Below are 15777 nucleotides of genomic sequence, written 5' to 3' on the forward strand. Positions count from 1 at the left end.
GGAATCCCGAATGCCGGCCTGGGCAGAGGACGGCACGATGTATGCCTCCGAGTTCGGAGCCTCGACCTTCGACGAGCTCAACGTCATCGAAGCGGGCGGCAACTACGGCTGGCCCGAGGCCGAGGGGATCGCGAACGGTGTCTTCATCGACCCGATCGCGCAGTGGGCGACGGCGGACGCCTCGCCGAGCGGGATCGCGGTCGACGGGGATCGGGTGCTCATCGCGAATCTGCGTGGACGCAGCCTGCGCGCCGTCGACCGGAGCGATCCGACCCGGCAGGACCTGCTCATCGAAGGCCAGGGGCGGATCCGTGACGTGGTCGTGACACCCGAGGGTGAGATCTGGGCGGCGACGAGTAATCTCGACGGCCGCGGGGAGCCCGGCGAGCAGGGCGACCTCATCATCAACGTCTCGAGGTGAGACACAAAAGTGGCGGGCACCAACCGGTACCCGCCACTTTTGATTGAGAAGGTTACTTCTTCAGATCGTCGATCTTCTTGTCGACGGCCTTCTTCGCGTTGTCCGCGGCTTCCTTGACGTTGTCGCCGGCGTCCTTGAGGTCCTCGCGAACCTCACCGAGCTTGCCGTCGTCCTTCTTGGCGAGATCGGAAGGCTTGACCTCGTCGACCGGCTTGGCGCCGAGGCCGCCGGCCGGAGCCTCGACCTTCACGTCCTTGCCGGAATCCTTCTCGACCTTGTCCTTGATCTCTTCGACCTTGGCGCCCACGGCGTCGGCAGCGTTCTTGGCGCCGTCCTTGACGTTGTCGACCGCGTCCTTGACCTTGTCGGCGAGCTGCGAATCATTCTTCGCGTGCAGCGCGACCGGCTTGGCGCCTTCGGCCTCGTTCCAGTACTCCTCCGCCCAGGGATCCTCGATCGGCTGGGTGCGACGCCACAGCAGGTAGCCAGCGCCAGCAGCAACGGTGCCGACGAGCACCCAACCGAAGGTCTTGGCAGCGGTGTTCGACTTCGGCTTCTTGCTAAGGGCCTTCTGCGCGGCCTTGCCAGCCTTGCGAGCCTTCTTGTCCAGACCCTTGGTCGACTGCGCGGCCTTCGCGGCATCGTGCATGGCCTTTTGAATCCGCGGCAGGTAGTCATCGGCGATGGCCTCGTAGGCGTGATCAACTTTCGGGCGCACGGCTTCCGTGGCGGCCTCGATCTTCGGCGCAGCAAATTTCACGGTTTCCTTACGGGCCCGGGCGTAGGCATCCTTGCCACTGTCCAGGGCGTCCTTAACGCGCGGCTCGGCCCAATCCTGAGCCTGGCCGAAGTACTTCGCGGCCTGCTTCGACAGATCATGGGCCTGCTCGGAGACCAGGGAGCCCGCATCCTTAGCAGCAGAGCGTGCGCTCTTGGCTGCGAGAGCAGACTTCTTTTCGATCTTCTTCTTCTTGCAGCTGAACGACATTGGGACTCCTCGTTCTTGTTGATTCCCACCACGTCATCTAAGCGTGGCTGCTGGTATCTATCTTGCCTTGTTCTGCCCGGGCGCGCAGGTCGTCGCCCCGGCAGCTGGGCCTAACTCTTCATCTTATTGCCCCACGTGAGCTGGCGCACCTAAAAGCGTGTTCATTCCCCGCGTACAGCGCGCTACCGCGTGCGCACGCGCGACGCGAACATGGAACACTTAAACCATGAGAGCAACGATCAAGACCTCTGAAGGCCCCATCGTCGTCAAGCTTCTCCCGAACCACGCCCCGGTGACGGTGAAGAACTTCGTTGGACTCGCCACCGGCGAGCAGGAATGGACGAACCCCGCGACGGGCGAGGCCAGCACCGAGCCGCTGTACGATGGCACGATTTTCCACCGCGTCATCCCCGATTTCATGATCCAGGGCGGCGATCCCATCGGCACCGGCACCGGCGGTCCGGGCTACATGTTCGATGACGAGATCCACCCCGAACTCCACTTCAACGAGCCCTACATCCTCGCCATGGCCAACGCTGGCAAGCGCGGCGGCAAGGGCACCAACGGTTCGCAGTTCTTCATCACCTCCGTGCCGACGCCGTGGCTGCAGGGCAAGCACACGATCTTCGGCAAGGTCGTCGATGACGAGTCGAAGGCCGTCGTCGATAAGATCTCCGCGGTCCCGACGGTCGACACCCGACCGAATCCGGAGGTCGTCATCGAGGCGATCGAGATCACCGAAGACTAAGAGACGCGCATGACGCACTCCTACGGCGAACAGCATCCCGCCTTGGCCCCGACGTGCCCGCGGCATCCTGACCAGGTCACCTACGTGTCCTGTCAGCGCTGCGGGCAGCCGACGTGTACGAAATGCCAGGTGCAAGCACCCGTAGGAGTGCGATGCGTCGACTGCGCGCGCGAATTCAATAAGCGCGCGCCCGTCAAGCGGACGCTCGGCGGCGCGAAGGTCGGCGGGTTCACCGGCACGACGCAGGTCACGATGGGCATCATCTACCTGTGCGTCGCCGTGCAGCTGCTCGGCTGGGTCTTCCCGTCGCTGCGGCAACTGCTCATCTTCGGGCCGGCGATCGGCGCGAGCGAGCCGTGGCGCATGCTCACGAGCGCGTTCCTGCACGCGAACCTGTGGCATCTCGCGCTCAACATGTTCGCGCTGTGGATGCTCGGTCAGGGCCTCGAGCCGATCCTCGGCAAGGCGCGCTTCATCCTGCTCTATCTGCTCTCGGCGCTCGGCGGCTCCACCTTCGTGCTGCTGCTCGCCTCACCCAGCAGCATGGACTGGGTGACCGGCACCGTCGGTGCTTCGGGTGCAATCTTCGGCCTGTTCGGGGCGCTGTTCGTCCTGAATAAGAAGGCCAAGGCCGACATGCGAGCGATCACGATCCTCATCGCGGTCAACCTCGCCTACGGCTTCATCGTCGCCGGGATCTCGTGGCAGGCCCACATCGGTGGCCTCGTCACGGGCGCGATCGTCGGCTACGGATTTATCTATTCAGCCCAGAAAAAGTGGGCTTGGGGCGCTTGGGCGACCGCGGCAGGCGTGGCCGCAGCCCTCGCTGCTGCGGTCATCGTCAAGTATGCATCTGTGGGAGTTACACTCGTGTAACTATCCCCAGCTGGGGAAAAGGCTGTGGATAACTTTATCCCCAAAGGTCGATGTAGACCTCGTCGGGATTCGAGCCGAACGACTGCGCGCGCTCCAGCGCGGAGACCGCGGCGACCTGGTCCTCGGTCAGCTCAACATCGACCGCCTGCAGGTTCTGCGTGATGCGCTCGGGCGTCACCGACTTCGGAATCACGACGTTACCGATCGCGAGGTGCCAGGCGAGGACCGCCTGCGCCGGCGTCACGCCAGCTTCCTTCGCAACCGCAACGACGACCTCATTGTCCAGCAGGCCGTGGCCCGACGACAGCGGGGAGTAGGCCTCGGTCGCGATCTCGTAACGGTGGTGCAGTTCCCGCAGGTCCGGACGCGAATGGTAGGGATGCAGCTCGATCTGGTTCACGACCGGGATATCGCCGGTCTCATCGATCAGGCGCTTGAGGTGATAGGGCAGGAAGTTCGAGACGCCGATCGATTTCACGCGGCCCTCGGCCCGCAGTTCAATCATTGCCTGGTACGTCTCGATGTACAGGTCGTCCTTCGGGCAGGGCCAGTGGATGAGGTAGAGATCGACATAGTCGACGCCGAGGCGCTCTAGTGAGCCCTCGAACGCGGCGCGCACATTGCCGCGGCCGTGGTCCTTGTTCCACAGCTTCGTCGTGAGGTAGATGTCCTCGCGTGCAACGCCGCTCGCGGCGATCGCCCGGCCGACGCCTTCTTCGTTGCCGTAGATCTTCGCGGTGTCGATCAGGCGGTAGCCATCGGCCAGGGCCTGACTTACGGCTGTTTCAGCGACGTCGTCTTCGACCTGCCAGACACCGAAACCGAGCTGGGGGATCGTCGTGCCATCGCGCAGGGACAGGGAGGGAACGTGAGGCATTAGGGCTCCTTGTTCTAGGACTAAAGCGGCAGTATGTCGCTCTTACCCTTAAGCCTACGACCGTCGGCGGCTACCGCCAGCCGATCGTCATAAGGAACCCGGACAGCATCAGGCCGATACCGACGGCGAGATTCCAGTTTCCGATGGGCAGGGGCCAGCGCCCTCCCATGAGGTAGGTGATGACGACCCAGATGAGACCCAGGATCATGAGGGTCACCATGACGGGCGCCCACCATTCAGGGGAGGTCGCGACCTCCCGCGTGCGGGGGGTCTGCGGCTGCTTCGGGGCCGCCTTCTTACGGTTGCGCGACTTCGGCACGACATCCTCCGGGGGATAGGCAGGACAACTTCTCTTAGCTTAGTCTGGAGCAAGAACTCGACGAAATATAGCTCGAAAGAAAGCGGTGGGGTGAGCAAGCGCACGTACCCGTGGTGGCATCCGATGGGATCCTCCATTCCGGCCGGCTTGGTTGCCATCGGCGCCGGCCTACTCTTTGCTGCCAACGCTCAGCTCTTCGACGATCGCGAAAACCGCACGCCCCAAAACCTAGTGGAGCTCGTCCAGTTCGAGACGGCGAAGCTCGAAAACCGCGAAAAGGCGGTCTCGGCGCTGCGCGACAAGGTCGACCAGGCGATCGCCCAAGCGGGCCAGGACGACGACCAGAAAGAAACCCACCCGAGCATCTTTGGCTACCTCGACCGGGAAATGACCGGCGACGCCATCGAGGTGCAGCTGTGGGACGCCCCGAAGACCACAGTCGAGTCGGGCGCCTTCGATCCCAATCAGCTCGTCGTCCACCAACAGGACGTGGAAGCGATCATGAATGCCCTGTGGGCGGGCGGCGCCGAAGCGATGACGGTGCAGGGCCAGCGGCTCGCCTCCACGTCGGGTGTGCGCTGCGTCGGCAACGTCCTGCTCATCCACGATCAGCGGTTCTCCCCGCCCTATGTCATCACTGCGATCGGTGACCAAAAGAAATTGAAGGCTGCGCTCGATGCCTCCCCGCAGGTGCATATTTATCGGCAATATGTCGCGGCTGCCGGGCTCGGACTGTCGGTGACGGAAAAGTCGGCCGTGACAATGCCCGCGTATGACGGCACAATCGAGCTGAACTATGCCAAGGTTTTGGAAGGCCAGGATGACTGAGGCTCCACCCCCACCGTCCTTCCGTCGCGCGATGAGGCGACAGAAGAAGAAGCGGTCCGCATTCGACATCGTCACGCTGATCATCGGCGAGCTGCTCTTCACCGCGGGAGCGTTCATCGGACTCTTCCTCGTGTGGCAGATGTGGTACACCAACTTCGAAGCCAACGAGAACAACGCCAAGGCGGTCGCCCAGCTCGAAGAGCGGTTCGCCCCGAAGGTCGAAAAGAAGGTGGAACCGGCGCAGCGGCGAACGGACGCGCCCCCGGCCGCCGAGATCAACGGCAAGAACAAGGGCTTCGCCAAGCTCTATGTGCCGCGCTGGGGCGACGACTACCAGGTGACGATCGCCGAGGGCCTGTCGTACTCCGAGGTACTCAACCACGGCCTGATCGGCCACTATCCCGACACCGCCCCGATCGGTGCGCTCGGCAACGCGGGGCTCGCCGCGCACCGGATGACGCGCGGCTCCGTCTTCCAGCACATCGATACGTTGCAAGAAGGCGATGAGGTTATCGTCGAGACGGACAAGGCGTGGCTCGTCTACAAGGTGCGCTCGCACGAGATTGTCCTGCCCGATGCGGGCGAGGTCCTCTACCCCGTGCCGCGCCAGCCGGACGCGGAGCCGACCGAATCGCTCCTCACGCTTACGACGTGCCATCCGCTCATGTCCACGCGCGAGCGGTATATCGTCTACACGGCGTTCGACTATTGGATCCCGCGCGATGCCGGCATGCCCGACGCGCTCGTGAAGGAGGGCTAATGTACGGAGCAATCTGGCGGGTACTTCCCGGACCGTTCTGGCTGCGGCTCATCCTCGCGCTGCTGCTGCTAGCCGGCGTCATCTACCTCTTGTTCGAGTTCGTCTTCCCGGTGATCGAGCCGTACATGCCCTTCCAACAGGATGCCGTCGATATCGAATGACCGTCCGCATCCGGATGATCGACAACTTCGACTCGTTCGTCCACACCATCACCTCCTACCTACGCCAGCTCGGCGCTGACGTCGAGGTCGTGCGCGCCGATATCGCGCCCACGGATCCGCGCGACGTCGACGGCGTCGTCGTCTCCCCAGGACCAGGCACGCCGAGCGACGCAGGTCATTCCATCGCCGCGATTAAGGCCTGCGCGACGCATCGCGTCCCGATGCTGGGCGTGTGCCTTGGTCATCAGGCACTTGGCGAGGCCTTCGGCGCTCGCGTCACGCACGCGCCCGAACTCATGCACGGCAAGGCCGATACCGTCACGCACGACGGGACGGGGCTGTTTGCCGGGCTGCCGTCGCCGTTGACGGTCGCGCGCTACCACTCGCTCGCGATCGACGCGGCTTCCGTGCCCGCCGAGCTACGGGTGACGGGCACATCGCCGACGGGCACCGTCATGGCGATCGAACACCGTGAGCTGCCGCTGTACGGAGTACAGTTCCACCCCGAATCGATTCTCACCGAATTCGGGGCGGAGCTGTTGAAAAACTGGCTAAATCTCGCGCGTTAGCTGCGATCCTCTCCAGGCGGTGACGGGATCTCTTTGCCTTTGCTCGGCGTCCCCGTCGGGTTGGGGGTCACCGAGTCGGTCGGGGTCGGCGTCGTCGGAACGATGACGTCCCGCGCTTCCTTCGCGATCGTCAGCGCGATCGTCGTGCCGACCTCAACCTTGCCGGAACGGTCCTGCTGCAGCACCGTGCCCGGCTCATAATCGCCGGACTCCTGCTCCGTCGTCGTGACGGACAGGCCGAGTTCCTCGTTGATTATCTTCGTGGCTTCCTGCAGCGTCTTGCCCTTAAGGTCGGGCACGTTGACGTAGCCCGACGCGACCGTGAGCTCGATCGCCGCGTTCTTTGCGACCTTGGCGCCGTTTTCCGGGTTCGTCGACAAGACGACGTCTTGCTCCTTGCGGGGCGCGTCTTCCTGTTTCACGCTGGAGACCTTCAGGCCGGCCTTTTCCAAGACCTTGATCGCCTGCTCCTGGGACTGGCCCCTGACATCGGGCACGGTCACCACGCCCGGGCCGGAGGAGAAATGCACGGTGACGGTGCTGCCCTTCTTCACCTCTTCGCCTGGTGCGGGGTCGGAGGAGACGAAGATGCCGACGGGGATCTTGTCGTCGGCGACCTCATCGCCGATATTGATCTCGAGGCCCGCCTGGCTGAGCGCGTTGCGCACGCCCGCCTGGTTCAGATCGGTCATCACCGGGACCTTCACCATTTCGACTTCGGGCTCCTTGTTGCCGTTCATCGCGAGGTAGGCGGCGACGACGCCGAGGGTGACGACGAGGAAGGCGAGCAGCCCCCACAGCCAGCCCTTGGAGTTCTTCTTCTCCTCGGTGCGCAGCGCGGGCTGTGTCGAGGTCGCGGGCTCCGGGGGCAGCATCTGGGTGTCGCGCTGGACCGGGGTCGCCATAGCGGTGGTCGCTCCCGGCGCGATCCCGCCGGCGACGCCCCACACCGCGGTCGACGGCGCCGAGACCGTGCCACCGCGCACAGCGGCGAGGAGGTCCTTGCGCATCGCGTCGGCGTCGGCGTAGCGCTGCTCGCGGTCCTTCGCGAGGGATTTCAGCACGACGCGGTCGAGCGCCTCCGGGATATCGGACGCGACCGAGGACGGCGTGCGCGGCGTTTCGCGCACGTGCTGGTAGGCGATCGCGACCGCGCTATCGCCGGTGAACGGCGGCTGGCCGGTCAGCAGTTCGAAGAGCAGGCAGCCCGTCGAGTACAGGTCGGAGCGCGCGTCGACGACCTCGCCGCGCGCCTGCTCCGGGCTCAGGTACTGGGCGGTGCCGACGACGGCATTCGCCTGTGTCATCGTCGCCTGCGAATCGGCCATCGCGCGCGCGATGCCGAAGTCCATGACCTTGACGTCGCCCTGCGGGGTGAGCATGACGTTGCCGGGTTTGATGTCCCGGTGGACGATGCCCGCGCGGTGCGCGTACTCGAGCGCGATGAGCACGCTGTTGACGATCTCGACGGCCTCGTTTATCGGGACGGCGGTGCCGTCCTTAAGCAGATCACGCACCGTGTGGCCCTCGACGTACTCCATGATGATGTACGGCAGGCTCACTTTTTCGCCGTTGCGCGGGGAGATGACTTCCTCTTCGCCAGTGTCGTAGACGCCGACGATCGTCGAGTTATTGAGCGCCGCGGAGGACTGCGCTTCCCTACGGAAGCGGGCGAGGAACACCGGGTCGCGCGCGAGCTCTTCGCGCAGCAGCTTGATCGCCACCCGACGCGAGAGTCGGGTGTCGTAACCGATATGGACTTCGGCCATGCCGCCACGACCGATCAACTCGCCGATCTCGTAACGGCCCGCCAGCATTTGCGGGGCTCGATCTACCACGGGTCCTCCTATAGGGCCTCCGGCGCCGGCGGGGCCGGCGGCTCGGGTGGTGTTGGACTGGGAATATGGGCACAGTTAGCGAACTCGCGCGAGACCTGGGCCGCAGTGCGCGGTCGTTTCACGGGGTCTTTCGCTAGTAGGGCGCTCACCAGGCGCGCGAGGCGCGGTGGCACCCGAATGGGCAGGGGCGGGGGTGGCTCCAGGATATGTTTCATCGCGATCGCCACCGGACTAGGTCCATCGTAGGGCCGATACCCGGTAATCACTTCAAACGCGGTCACGCCGAGAGCGTAGAGGTCTGTCGCGGGCGAGGACGGTCCACCCTTGACGCGCTCGGGCGCGAGATACTCGGCCGTGCCCATGACGCGGCCGGGTTCGGTGAGGTCGCTCGCGCCGCGGCCGAATGCGATCCCAAAATCAGTGACCCAGACCTGGTCGCCGGTGGGATCGGGTTTTACGAGGATGTTTGCGGGTTTGACGTCGCGGTGGACGACGCCGCGCTCATGTGCGTGTGCGAGAGCCGCGGCGACGTGCGCGAGGATCGCGGCGATCCGGCGGTAGGTCAGGCCCCCAACTTCGGCGTTCGGGGTGCTGCCTGCGGGCATATCCTCACTCGCGCCGCCCGCGGCCAGGACGTGCAGGGGGACGCCCGGGACATATTCCATCGCGAGATAGTCGATCGTGCCCGAGTGGCCATGCGCGATGAAGCGCGCGAGCGAGGGATGGTTGAGCGAACCGAGGTTCACGGCCTCGGCCGCGAGGCGGTCGAGGAAGACGCGCTGGGAGCGAAGCTCGGGGGCGAGGACTTTGATGGCGACCTGGCGAATGCCGGTCGGTTCGGCGTCGAGGTCGGTGCCGCGCCAAACCTCACCCATGCCGCCGGAGGCGAGACGTTCGTCGAGGCAGAAGCGGCCCGCGAGGACGGTCCCGGGCGCCGCGGCCTGGCTGATGAACGGGCTCATTTCTTGATCACCGCCTCCATCACGCGTTTGGCGATCGGGCCGGCGGTGCGGCCGCCGTCGGCCGCGGAGCCCGCGTCGCCACCGTTTTCGACGATGACGGCAACGGCGATCTGGGGATCGTCAGCGGGCGCGAAGGCCACGATCCAGGCGTGGGCGTGCGACTCGTTGCCGGTCTGCGCGGTGCCCGTCTTCGCGGCAACCTTCACGCCGGAGATCGCGGCGGGCTTTCCGGTGCCATCGGTGACGACGCCCTCCATGAGGGTCTTAATCGTCGCGGCGGTCTGGGCCGACATCGGTCGCGAGATCTCCCGCGGGGTCGGCGTCGAAATCGCCGATAGGTCGGCGTCGCGGATCGTCTTGATGAGCTGGGGTTGCATGAGGGAGCCGTTATTGGCGACGGCCGAGGCAACCATCGCCATCTGCATCGGCGTTACACGCACCTCGTACTGGCCGATGCCGCTCATCGCTAACTGGGCCTGATCGCCGATGGTGCCCGTCGTCGAGGCGGCGACGCGCAGCGGCATATCGAGCTGGCTTCCGAAGCCGAAGTCTTTGGCCTTTTGCGTTAGCGCATCGGTGCCGACGCTCAGCGCGAGCTTTGCGAATGTCGTATTGCACGAGTGGGCGAAGGCATAGGTGAGGGGGCCGGTATCTGTCGGGCCGCAGCTGCCGCGGCCGGGGTTATGCAGGATCGCCGACGAGTTCGGCAGCTGGAACGTCGCATCGGTCGGGACTTCCTGCGTCGCATCGCCACCGTTCGCCTCCAAATGGGCGGCGGCAGTAACGATCTTGAAAACCGAGCCGGGCGGGTATGTCGTCGGGCCGATCGCGCGGTTATTGAGCGGCTTGTTCTCGTCGTCCTGTAGCGCATTGAACGCGGCCTGCGCTTCCTTGTTCTTGTGAGTCGCGAGCGCGTTCGGGTCGAAGCTTGGCGTCGAGACCATCGCGAGGACCTCGCCTGTGTTCGGTCGCAGGGCGACGACGGCGCCGTTCTGGTTACCGAGCGCCTCGTAGGCGGCCTGCTGCGCCGCGGGATTCAACGTGAGCTCGACGGAGCCACCCTTCGGCTGCTTACCCGTGATGAGGTCCTGCAAACGGGAGATGAGCAGCGAATCCGCCGTCCCGTTCAGGACCTGCGATTCGGTGCGTTCCAGGCCGGTTGCTGAGTTGAAGGCCGTCGCAAAATAGCCGGTTACCGGGGCATACAGCGGGCCGTTGGCGTAGGTGCGTTGGAAGCGATAGACATCCTCGGAGGGCACCGAGGAGGCGATCGCTTCGCCGGCGACGATAATCGGGCCGCGGTCGCGGCCGTATTCGCGGTAGATCTCGCGCACGTTGCGCGAGTCGGCGTTGAGCTTGGGGGCCTGGAAGAACTGGATCGTCGTCGTCGAGACCAACAGCGCGACGAACATGAGCATCATGACGACCGACAGGCGGCGCAGCGGGGTATTCATCGCAGCATCACCTCCTCGGTCTTTTGTAGGTCATCGGACAGGTCGCCGATCGTGGGCGGGACCGGGCCCTGCACGACCTGCGGCGTCGGCGCGGGCACGCCGGGGCCGCGCGCGCCGTTGGAGATGCGCAGCAGCAACCCGATGATCATCCAGTTCGCGATGAGGGAGGAGCCCCCCTGCGAGAGGAACGGCAGCGTGAGGCCGGTCAGCGGGATGACGCGCGTGATGCCGCCGACGACGACGAACACCTGGAACGCGAGGATGAAGCCGATGCCGCCGCACAGCAGCTTGCCGAACGCGTCACGGATCGTGAGGCCGACGCGGATCGCCCGCAGCGCGAGGATGAGGTAGAGCAGGAGGATCGCGATGAGGCCGGTCAGGCCGAGTTCCTCGCCGAGGGAGGCGGTAATCGAGTCGGAGTGCGCTGCGTAGACGAGCTCGGGGTGGCCGTACCCCCAACCGGTGCCCATGAGGCCGCCCTGCGCCATGCCGAACAGGCCCTGGACGAGCTGATAGGAGCCGCCGGGGCTGCGCGCATACAGCTCAGGATCGAGCGGATTGCGCCATATTTCGTAGCGGGCGTAGACATGGCTGAAGAGGTTGCCGGCGACGATCACCGCCGCGAGGAACATCGAGATCCCGATGATGATCCAGCTCGTGCGTTCGGTCGCGACGTAGAGCATCGCGACGAACAGGCCGAAGAACAGCAGCGAGGTGCCCATGTCCTTTTCGAGGACGAGGACCGCGACGGCGACGCCCCACGCGATGACGATGGGGCCGAAGTCACGGATGCGGGGCAGTTGCAGGCCGAGGATCTTCGGGCCCGCGAGGGCGAGGTTATCGCGCTGGGTCGCGAGGTAGCCGGCGAAGAACACCGCGAGCAGGATCTTCGCGATCTCGGCGGGCTGGAAGGAAAAGCTGCCGAAGCCGATCCAGATGCGCGAGCCGTTAATCGTCTTGCCGAGCCCCGGCACGAGCGGCAGGAGCAGCATGACCAGGCCGCCGACGAGCGAGAGGTAGGTAAAGCGCCGCAGCGTGCGGTGGTCTTTAAGAAGGAAGACGACGGCGATGCACAGCAGGATGCCGAGGACCGTCCACTGCAGCTGTCCGACGGCAAACGGCCGGGCGTCCGCGTTGCGGGCGAGATAGGCGATGTCGAGGCGGGCGATCATCGCGAGGCCGATCCCGTTGAGGGCGACGGCGATCGGCACGATGACCGGATCCGCGTAGGGCGCGCGCCACCGCACGATGAGGTGGGTGGCGATCGCGAGCACCGCGAAGCCGCCGGCATACATCGTGAGACGAGCGGGGACGGCCCCGTCGACGGCGAGCCCGACCTGCAGATACGCGTATAGCCCCAGCGCGAGCGCGGGGATAAGCAGCAGCAGCTCGGTGAGCCGACCGGAGCGCGCCGGGCGCATCGCTACAGTAGCCATGGCACCTCGGGGTGCGCGGCGCGCGATGACGGACTGTCGGTGGGTTCCTCGGATTGCGCGGGGGCGGGCGCCGGCTGCGTCCCGCCCGAGGAAGGGGGAGTGAGCAGGTCGCGGAAATTCTCGACGATGGCTTCGGCCTCGGCGAGCGAGGATCGCGTCGTCGGGGTGGCGAGGCGCTCCTTGGCGTAGGTGGGCAGATCCGCGACGGCGATATCGGTGCGGTGGTGGATATCGGACAGCGCGAGTGGGCCGAGGCGTTGCGGGATGCCCTGGAAGACGGTGACGACGCCGTCATCTTCGGCGACGTAGAACTGGGTGCGCGTCCACGAATAGCCGGCGGCGAGCGAGCCGATGACGATGATCGCTATGAGGAGTGCGCCGAGCGTGCGACCGATGATGCGGCCGCGGTGGCGCGGCGCGGCGGTGTCCTCCTCGCTCTCGTCCAGCTCGCGGCTGGGGCGCAGTTTGGCGGCGCGTCCGGCGGCGCCGGAAAACTCGCTCGCGCGGGTGCGGGCGAGCCGGTCGGTCGCGGCCGCACCGACGATCTGGGGGACGGTCGAGGGCTGGGCGCCGTCGCGCAGGCTGTTCGTCTCGACGGTGTCGCACACGATGACGGTCACGTTATCGGGCGCACCGGCCCGCAGCGCGAGGTTGATGAGCTCGTCGGCGCAGTCGCCCACGTCGGCGATCTCCAGCAGCGTCTCGGTGATGGTCTCGTGGGAGACGACGCCGAACAGGCCGTCGGAGGCGAGGAGCCACCGATCCGCGGGGTGAGCTTCGCGTACCGAGGTGTCGAGCAGGACCTCGCCGTCGGTATCGCCGAGGGCCCGCAAAATCATGTTGCGCATCGGATGATGCTCGGCGTCTTCGGCCGAGATCCGACCCGTGTCGACGAGATGCTGGACGTAGGTGTGGTCCGTCGTCAGCTGTTTCAGCTCGCCCTCGCGTAGCAAGTAGGCGCGCGAGTCGCCGATATGGACCATGCCGAGTTTGGTGCCGGAGCGCAGGATTGCGATACACGTCGTCCCGAGCCCTTCGAGGTCCGGGTCCGTATCCGAGCGGTTCATGAGCTCGTCGTGCGCGGATTCGACGGCATCGCGCAGCTGGTCGATGAGGTCATCGGCGCTGGGCACGTCATCGTCGAGGGGCGCGAGGTGGGCGACGGCGACGGAGGACGCAATATCGCCGCCGGCGGGCCCGCCCATGCCGTCGGCGAGGACGAGCAGATGCGGCCCGGCATAGGCCGAATCCTGGTTATTGGAGCGCACGATTCCGACGTCGGAGCGGGCCGCGTACTTGAACTGGACGCTCATCGACGCAGCTCCATGACGTGCGAACCGATCCGCACGGGTGTGCCCGTCGGCACGGGCGTCGCCTGGAAAATGCGTGAGCCGTTGACGTAGGTGCCGTTCGTGGAGTCGAGATCTTCGACGTACCAGGCGCCCTCGTGCGGGAAGAAGCGGGCGTGGCGGCTGGAGGAGTAGTCGTCATCGAGCACGAGCGTGCAGGTGGAGGCGCGACCGACGATGACGGCCGAGTTCGCGAGCGGCACGGCGGATCCGGTGAGGGGCCCTTCGGTGACGATGAGGCGACGCGGCTCAAAGCGGGCCGCGGGGGTGCGTTGCGGCCGGGCCTGGCGGCGCGGTTTGGTGCGGGCCGGCGCTTGGCGGCCGGGCCCACGCGGGGTGACCGTCGTGCCGAAGACGTCGCGGCGCAGGACGCCGAGGGTGAAGAGGATGAAGAGCCAAAGCAGGGCAAGATAGCTCAGCCGCAACAGCGTGACGGCGAGTTCACTCATATGCTCAGCCCTCGTTTCCTGGCTGATTCCAGAACATGATGCGGGTGCGGCCGATCGTGAGCGTATTGCCGTCGACGAGCGTTGCGGCCGGAACCTTATGGCCCTCGACGTACATGCCGTTCGTGGAGTTCAGGTCGGTGGCGATCACGCCGCGGGGCGTGACCCGCAATTCGAGGTGTTTGCGCGAGACGCCCGTATCGTCGACGACGATGTCAGCTTCCGAGCCGCGCCCGATCACGGTGACGGGACCGGTGAGCAGGTAGCGCCGACCGTCGATATCGATGATGGGGTGACGTTCGCTCGCTGTCCCGGCGGTGGCGGGGGCGACGGCGCCGCGCTGCGTGGCGGACGTGATCTGGTACTGGCCCGTCGCGAGTGAATCGTCGAGGTTAAAGGTGACCTTGACTGGGCCGACGAAAGAATAGGACTGGCTCGCCGCATGTTCGGTCGCGGCGGCGGCGATTTCTTCGGCGAGGGCATCGGCGCCCCAGGATTCGAAGTTTTCCTCGTCCGTCGTGGACAGCGTCACCCTGAACTTATTGGGCGCGATCGTGCGGTCCCGGGCGACGGCCGCCGCCCGCTCGTCCATGGTGCGACGGACTGCCGACGCGATCTCGACCGGCTTGATTTCCGAGCGGAAGGCTTTGGAGAAGGCACCAGAAACGACGTTTTCCACCTTCTTTTCGAACTTGTCGAGAAAGCGCATGGCTCGCCCCCTTCGGTCACGACTGTCGGTACATAGGGATTCTATCGTTAGGAGTGTGCGCAGGCTCTCGCCCCTAACGATTTCCTAATCGCGGGCCTGCCGCGCTACGATATCTGGTGTTCTCCTTTGAACGCTGCTCGAGTGGCGGAATTGGTAGACGCGCACGGTTCAGGTCCGTGTGCCCGTAAGGGCGTGGAAGTTCAAGTCTTCTCTCGAGCACCATGGCTATTCATTAGTACTAGCCAATTTTCTTTAAGAGAACTCCCGGTCCCGGGTCACCAGGGCCGGGAGTTCTGCGTTGGCGGGCCCCTGCGGCCTTCGACAACACCGTGACTAACCACCGCGCCATCGAGCGGCCCAGCTTCAAGCATTCTGTCGGTGCCGTTGCATACGATGACCAGAGCGGGTCTGGAGCACTCGCAGACTGTGAAGGAGACGTAGCGAGTGTCGCGACTGACAGAACTACTGAGGCAGGCCCGCAAGGTCGACAAGCAACTCGGTGACGACCTGGAGAAGGAGTTCGCCGCGCTGATGAAGCGGCGGACCTTCGGCCTGGTCTTCGAGCAGCACCAGCCCGAGGCTGTGGAGTTACCCGGGCGGGCCGTGCGTCGCGGGGACAAGGTGCGGGTGCTCCCGCCTCGGGGTGAGGTCAAGCAGGGCGACCAGCGACTGTGGCGCGTGGAGCGGATCGAGCGCGTCGACGGGGGCCGGATTGCTCACCTGCTCGAACTCGATGCCGAGAAGCCTCAGACCCAGGCAGTCATCACCGACGATCTGGTGGTGGTCGCGGAGTTCAACGACCGCATCTACCCGGGCCTCGTGGAGACGGGCAGGGTCGAGCGCGGCGGCGACAAGCCGTTCCACACGGTCATCAACGCGGAGAACTTCCACGCCCTAGAGATGCTCACCTACACCCATCGGGGCAAGGTCGATGCCATCTACATCGGTCAAGTCCCTTGTAGTGGTGTAACGGCGTTTTCCTCTCGTTTGGGGTTTTAGCTTGCTAGTGCGGGCGTGTCGGTATCGGTCATGGTCG

General features: G+C 65.4%; 18 protein-coding genes and 1 tRNA gene. 9 read left to right on the top strand and 10 right to left on the bottom strand.

The annotated features are described in order from the left end of the window. The first annotated feature begins 10 nt into the window (after window positions 1-10). Entirely contained in the window at window positions 11-421 is a 411-nt protein-coding gene (locus BSZ39_RS04690) for a PQQ-dependent sugar dehydrogenase (protein WP_073716221.1), read from the top strand. A gap of 52 nt (window positions 422-473) precedes the next feature. On the opposite strand, the gene BSZ39_RS04695 is transcribed toward BSZ39_RS04690, so the two are convergent. Next, on the bottom strand, window positions 474-1409 hold the full coding sequence (locus tag BSZ39_RS04695; protein ID WP_073716222.1) for a hypothetical protein: 936 nt from the start codon (window positions 1407-1409) through the stop codon (window positions 474-476). 226 nt (window positions 1410-1635) lie between these two features. Here BSZ39_RS04695 and BSZ39_RS04700 point away from each other — a divergent pair, with 226 nt between their 5' ends. Beyond that, on the top strand, window positions 1636-2157 hold the full coding sequence (locus tag BSZ39_RS04700; protein WP_073716223.1) for a peptidylprolyl isomerase: 522 nt from the start codon (window positions 1636-1638) through the stop codon (window positions 2155-2157). Between the two features lie 9 nt (window positions 2158-2166). Beyond that, window positions 2167-3033, top strand: coding sequence for a rhomboid family intramembrane serine protease (locus BSZ39_RS04705; RefSeq protein WP_073716224.1), 867 nt, complete (start codon window positions 2167-2169; stop codon window positions 3031-3033). Window positions 3034-3067: 34 nt separating this feature from the next. On the opposite strand, the gene BSZ39_RS04710 is transcribed toward BSZ39_RS04705, so the two are convergent. Beyond that, the gene (locus BSZ39_RS04710) at window positions 3068-3910 is read right to left on the bottom strand and encodes an aldo/keto reductase (protein WP_073716225.1); all 843 of its coding nucleotides are present in this window, start codon (window positions 3908-3910) and stop codon (window positions 3068-3070) included. Window positions 3911-3980: 70 nt separating this feature from the next. Next, the gene (locus tag BSZ39_RS04715; RefSeq protein WP_073716226.1) at window positions 3981-4229 is read right to left on the bottom strand and encodes a cell division protein CrgA; all 249 of its coding nucleotides are present in this window, start codon (window positions 4227-4229) and stop codon (window positions 3981-3983) included. Window positions 4230-4319: 90 nt separating this feature from the next. On the opposite strand from BSZ39_RS04715, the gene BSZ39_RS04720 reads away from it, so the two are divergent. The 4 genes from BSZ39_RS04720 to BSZ39_RS04730 are packed head-to-tail and all read left to right on the top strand — an operon-like array spanning window position 4320 to window position 6547. Next, entirely contained in the window at window positions 4320-5057 is a 738-nt protein-coding gene (locus BSZ39_RS04720) for a DUF881 domain-containing protein (protein ID WP_083602949.1), read from the top strand. Window positions 5058-5088: 31 nt separating this feature from the next. Next, the gene (locus BSZ39_RS04725; RefSeq protein ID WP_073716227.1) at window positions 5089-5817 is read left to right on the top strand and encodes a class E sortase; all 729 of its coding nucleotides are present in this window, start codon (window positions 5089-5091) and stop codon (window positions 5815-5817) included. Beyond that, window positions 5817-5978 (top strand): hypothetical protein, encoded by a 162-nt coding sequence (locus BSZ39_RS14045; RefSeq protein ID WP_169829084.1) that lies wholly within the window; start codon window positions 5817-5819, stop codon window positions 5976-5978. Before BSZ39_RS04725 ends, BSZ39_RS14045 begins: the two co-directional genes overlap by 1 nt. After that, entirely contained in the window at window positions 5975-6547 is a 573-nt protein-coding gene (locus tag BSZ39_RS04730) for an anthranilate synthase component II (protein WP_073716228.1), read from the top strand. The genes BSZ39_RS14045 and BSZ39_RS04730 overlap by 4 nt, the downstream gene beginning before the upstream one ends. Here BSZ39_RS04730 and pknB read toward each other — a convergent pair. From pknB to BSZ39_RS04765, 7 genes are read right to left on the bottom strand one after another with little or no spacing between them, the layout of a single operon-like run. Next, window positions 6544-8364: a Stk1 family PASTA domain-containing Ser/Thr kinase gene (pknB, locus tag BSZ39_RS04735; protein WP_073716229.1), complete on the bottom strand. Its 1821-nt coding sequence runs from the start codon at window positions 8362-8364 to the stop codon at window positions 6544-6546. The genes BSZ39_RS04730 and pknB overlap by 4 nt on opposite strands. A 29-nt stretch (window positions 8365-8393) precedes the next feature. Continuing rightward, the gene (locus BSZ39_RS04740) at window positions 8394-9347 is read right to left on the bottom strand and encodes a serine/threonine-protein kinase (RefSeq protein WP_073716230.1); all 954 of its coding nucleotides are present in this window, start codon (window positions 9345-9347) and stop codon (window positions 8394-8396) included. Then, the gene (locus BSZ39_RS04745) at window positions 9344-10801 is read right to left on the bottom strand and encodes a peptidoglycan D,D-transpeptidase FtsI family protein (RefSeq protein WP_073716231.1); all 1458 of its coding nucleotides are present in this window, start codon (window positions 10799-10801) and stop codon (window positions 9344-9346) included. Before BSZ39_RS04745 ends, BSZ39_RS04740 begins: the two co-directional genes overlap by 4 nt. Continuing rightward, complete coding sequence (locus tag BSZ39_RS04750) at window positions 10798-12237, bottom strand: FtsW/RodA/SpoVE family cell cycle protein (RefSeq protein ID WP_083602951.1); 1440 nt, start codon at window positions 12235-12237, stop codon at window positions 10798-10800. The genes BSZ39_RS04745 and BSZ39_RS04750 overlap by 4 nt, the downstream gene beginning before the upstream one ends. Then, entirely contained in the window at window positions 12225-13550 is a 1326-nt protein-coding gene (locus tag BSZ39_RS04755) for a PP2C family protein-serine/threonine phosphatase (protein ID WP_073716233.1), read from the bottom strand. The genes BSZ39_RS04750 and BSZ39_RS04755 overlap by 13 nt, the downstream gene beginning before the upstream one ends. Beyond that, window positions 13547-14035 carry an FHA domain-containing protein FhaB/FipA gene (locus BSZ39_RS04760; RefSeq protein WP_073716234.1) on the bottom strand — a complete coding sequence of 163 codons (489 nt, stop codon included), beginning with the start codon at window positions 14033-14035 and terminating at the stop codon, window positions 13547-13549. Before BSZ39_RS04760 ends, BSZ39_RS04755 begins: the two co-directional genes overlap by 4 nt. A 4-nt stretch (window positions 14036-14039) precedes the next feature. Continuing rightward, window positions 14040-14741 (bottom strand): FHA domain-containing protein, encoded by a 702-nt coding sequence (locus tag BSZ39_RS04765; protein ID WP_073716235.1) that lies wholly within the window; start codon window positions 14739-14741, stop codon window positions 14040-14042. A 135-nt stretch (window positions 14742-14876) separates the two neighbouring features. On the opposite strand from BSZ39_RS04765, the gene BSZ39_RS04770 reads away from it, so the two are divergent. Both BSZ39_RS04770 and BSZ39_RS04775 read left to right on the top strand, forming a co-directional pair. After that, window positions 14877-14963, top strand: a tRNA-Leu gene (locus tag BSZ39_RS04770). A 222-nt stretch (window positions 14964-15185) separates the two neighbouring features. After that, on the top strand, window positions 15186-15740 hold the full coding sequence (locus tag BSZ39_RS04775; RefSeq protein ID WP_073716236.1) for a restriction endonuclease subunit M: 555 nt from the start codon (window positions 15186-15188) through the stop codon (window positions 15738-15740). Window positions 15741-15777: the final 37 nt, after the last annotated feature.

Source organism: Bowdeniella nasicola (assembly GCF_001907295.1).
Lineage (GTDB): Bacteria > Actinomycetota > Actinomycetes > Actinomycetales > Actinomycetaceae > Bowdeniella > Bowdeniella nasicola.

What these genes read in the sequence shown, in the direction of transcription:
- BSZ39_RS04730 (WP_073716228.1), top strand. Translation starts at nt 5,975, where the DNA reads ATGACCGTCCGCATCCGGATGATCGACAACTTCGACTCGTTCGTCCAC.
- BSZ39_RS04690 (WP_073716221.1), top strand. Translation starts at nt 11, where the DNA reads ATGCCGGCCTGGGCAGAGGACGGCACGATGTATGCCTCCGAGTTCGGA.
- BSZ39_RS04695 (WP_073716222.1), bottom strand. Translation starts at nt 1,409, where the DNA reads ATGTCGTTCAGCTGCAAGAAGAAGAAGATCGAAAAGAAGTCTGCTCTC.
- BSZ39_RS04705 (WP_073716224.1), top strand. Translation starts at nt 2,167, where the DNA reads ATGACGCACTCCTACGGCGAACAGCATCCCGCCTTGGCCCCGACGTGC.
- BSZ39_RS04765 (WP_073716235.1), bottom strand. Translation starts at nt 14,741, where the DNA reads ATGCGCTTTCTCGACAAGTTCGAAAAGAAGGTGGAAAACGTCGTTTCT.
- BSZ39_RS04740 (WP_073716230.1), bottom strand. Translation starts at nt 9,347, where the DNA reads ATGAGCCCGTTCATCAGCCAGGCCGCGGCGCCCGGGACCGTCCTCGCG.
- BSZ39_RS04700 (WP_073716223.1), top strand. Translation starts at nt 1,636, where the DNA reads ATGAGAGCAACGATCAAGACCTCTGAAGGCCCCATCGTCGTCAAGCTT.
- BSZ39_RS04710 (WP_073716225.1), bottom strand. Translation starts at nt 3,910, where the DNA reads ATGCCTCACGTTCCCTCCCTGTCCCTGCGCGATGGCACGACGATCCCC.
- pknB (WP_073716229.1), bottom strand. Translation starts at nt 8,364, where the DNA reads ATGCTGGCGGGCCGTTACGAGATCGGCGAGTTGATCGGTCGTGGCGGC.
- BSZ39_RS04755 (WP_073716233.1), bottom strand. Translation starts at nt 13,550, where the DNA reads ATGAGCGTCCAGTTCAAGTACGCGGCCCGCTCCGACGTCGGAATCGTG.
- BSZ39_RS04745 (WP_073716231.1), bottom strand. Translation starts at nt 10,801, where the DNA reads ATGAATACCCCGCTGCGCCGCCTGTCGGTCGTCATGATGCTCATGTTC.
- BSZ39_RS04725 (WP_073716227.1), top strand. Translation starts at nt 5,089, where the DNA reads ATGAGGCGACAGAAGAAGAAGCGGTCCGCATTCGACATCGTCACGCTG.
- BSZ39_RS04760 (WP_073716234.1), bottom strand. Translation starts at nt 14,035, where the DNA reads ATGAGTGAACTCGCCGTCACGCTGTTGCGGCTGAGCTATCTTGCCCTG.
- BSZ39_RS14045 (WP_169829084.1), top strand. Translation starts at nt 5,817, where the DNA reads ATGTACGGAGCAATCTGGCGGGTACTTCCCGGACCGTTCTGGCTGCGG.
- BSZ39_RS04750 (WP_083602951.1), bottom strand. Translation starts at nt 12,237, where the DNA reads ATGGCTACTGTAGCGATGCGCCCGGCGCGCTCCGGTCGGCTCACCGAG.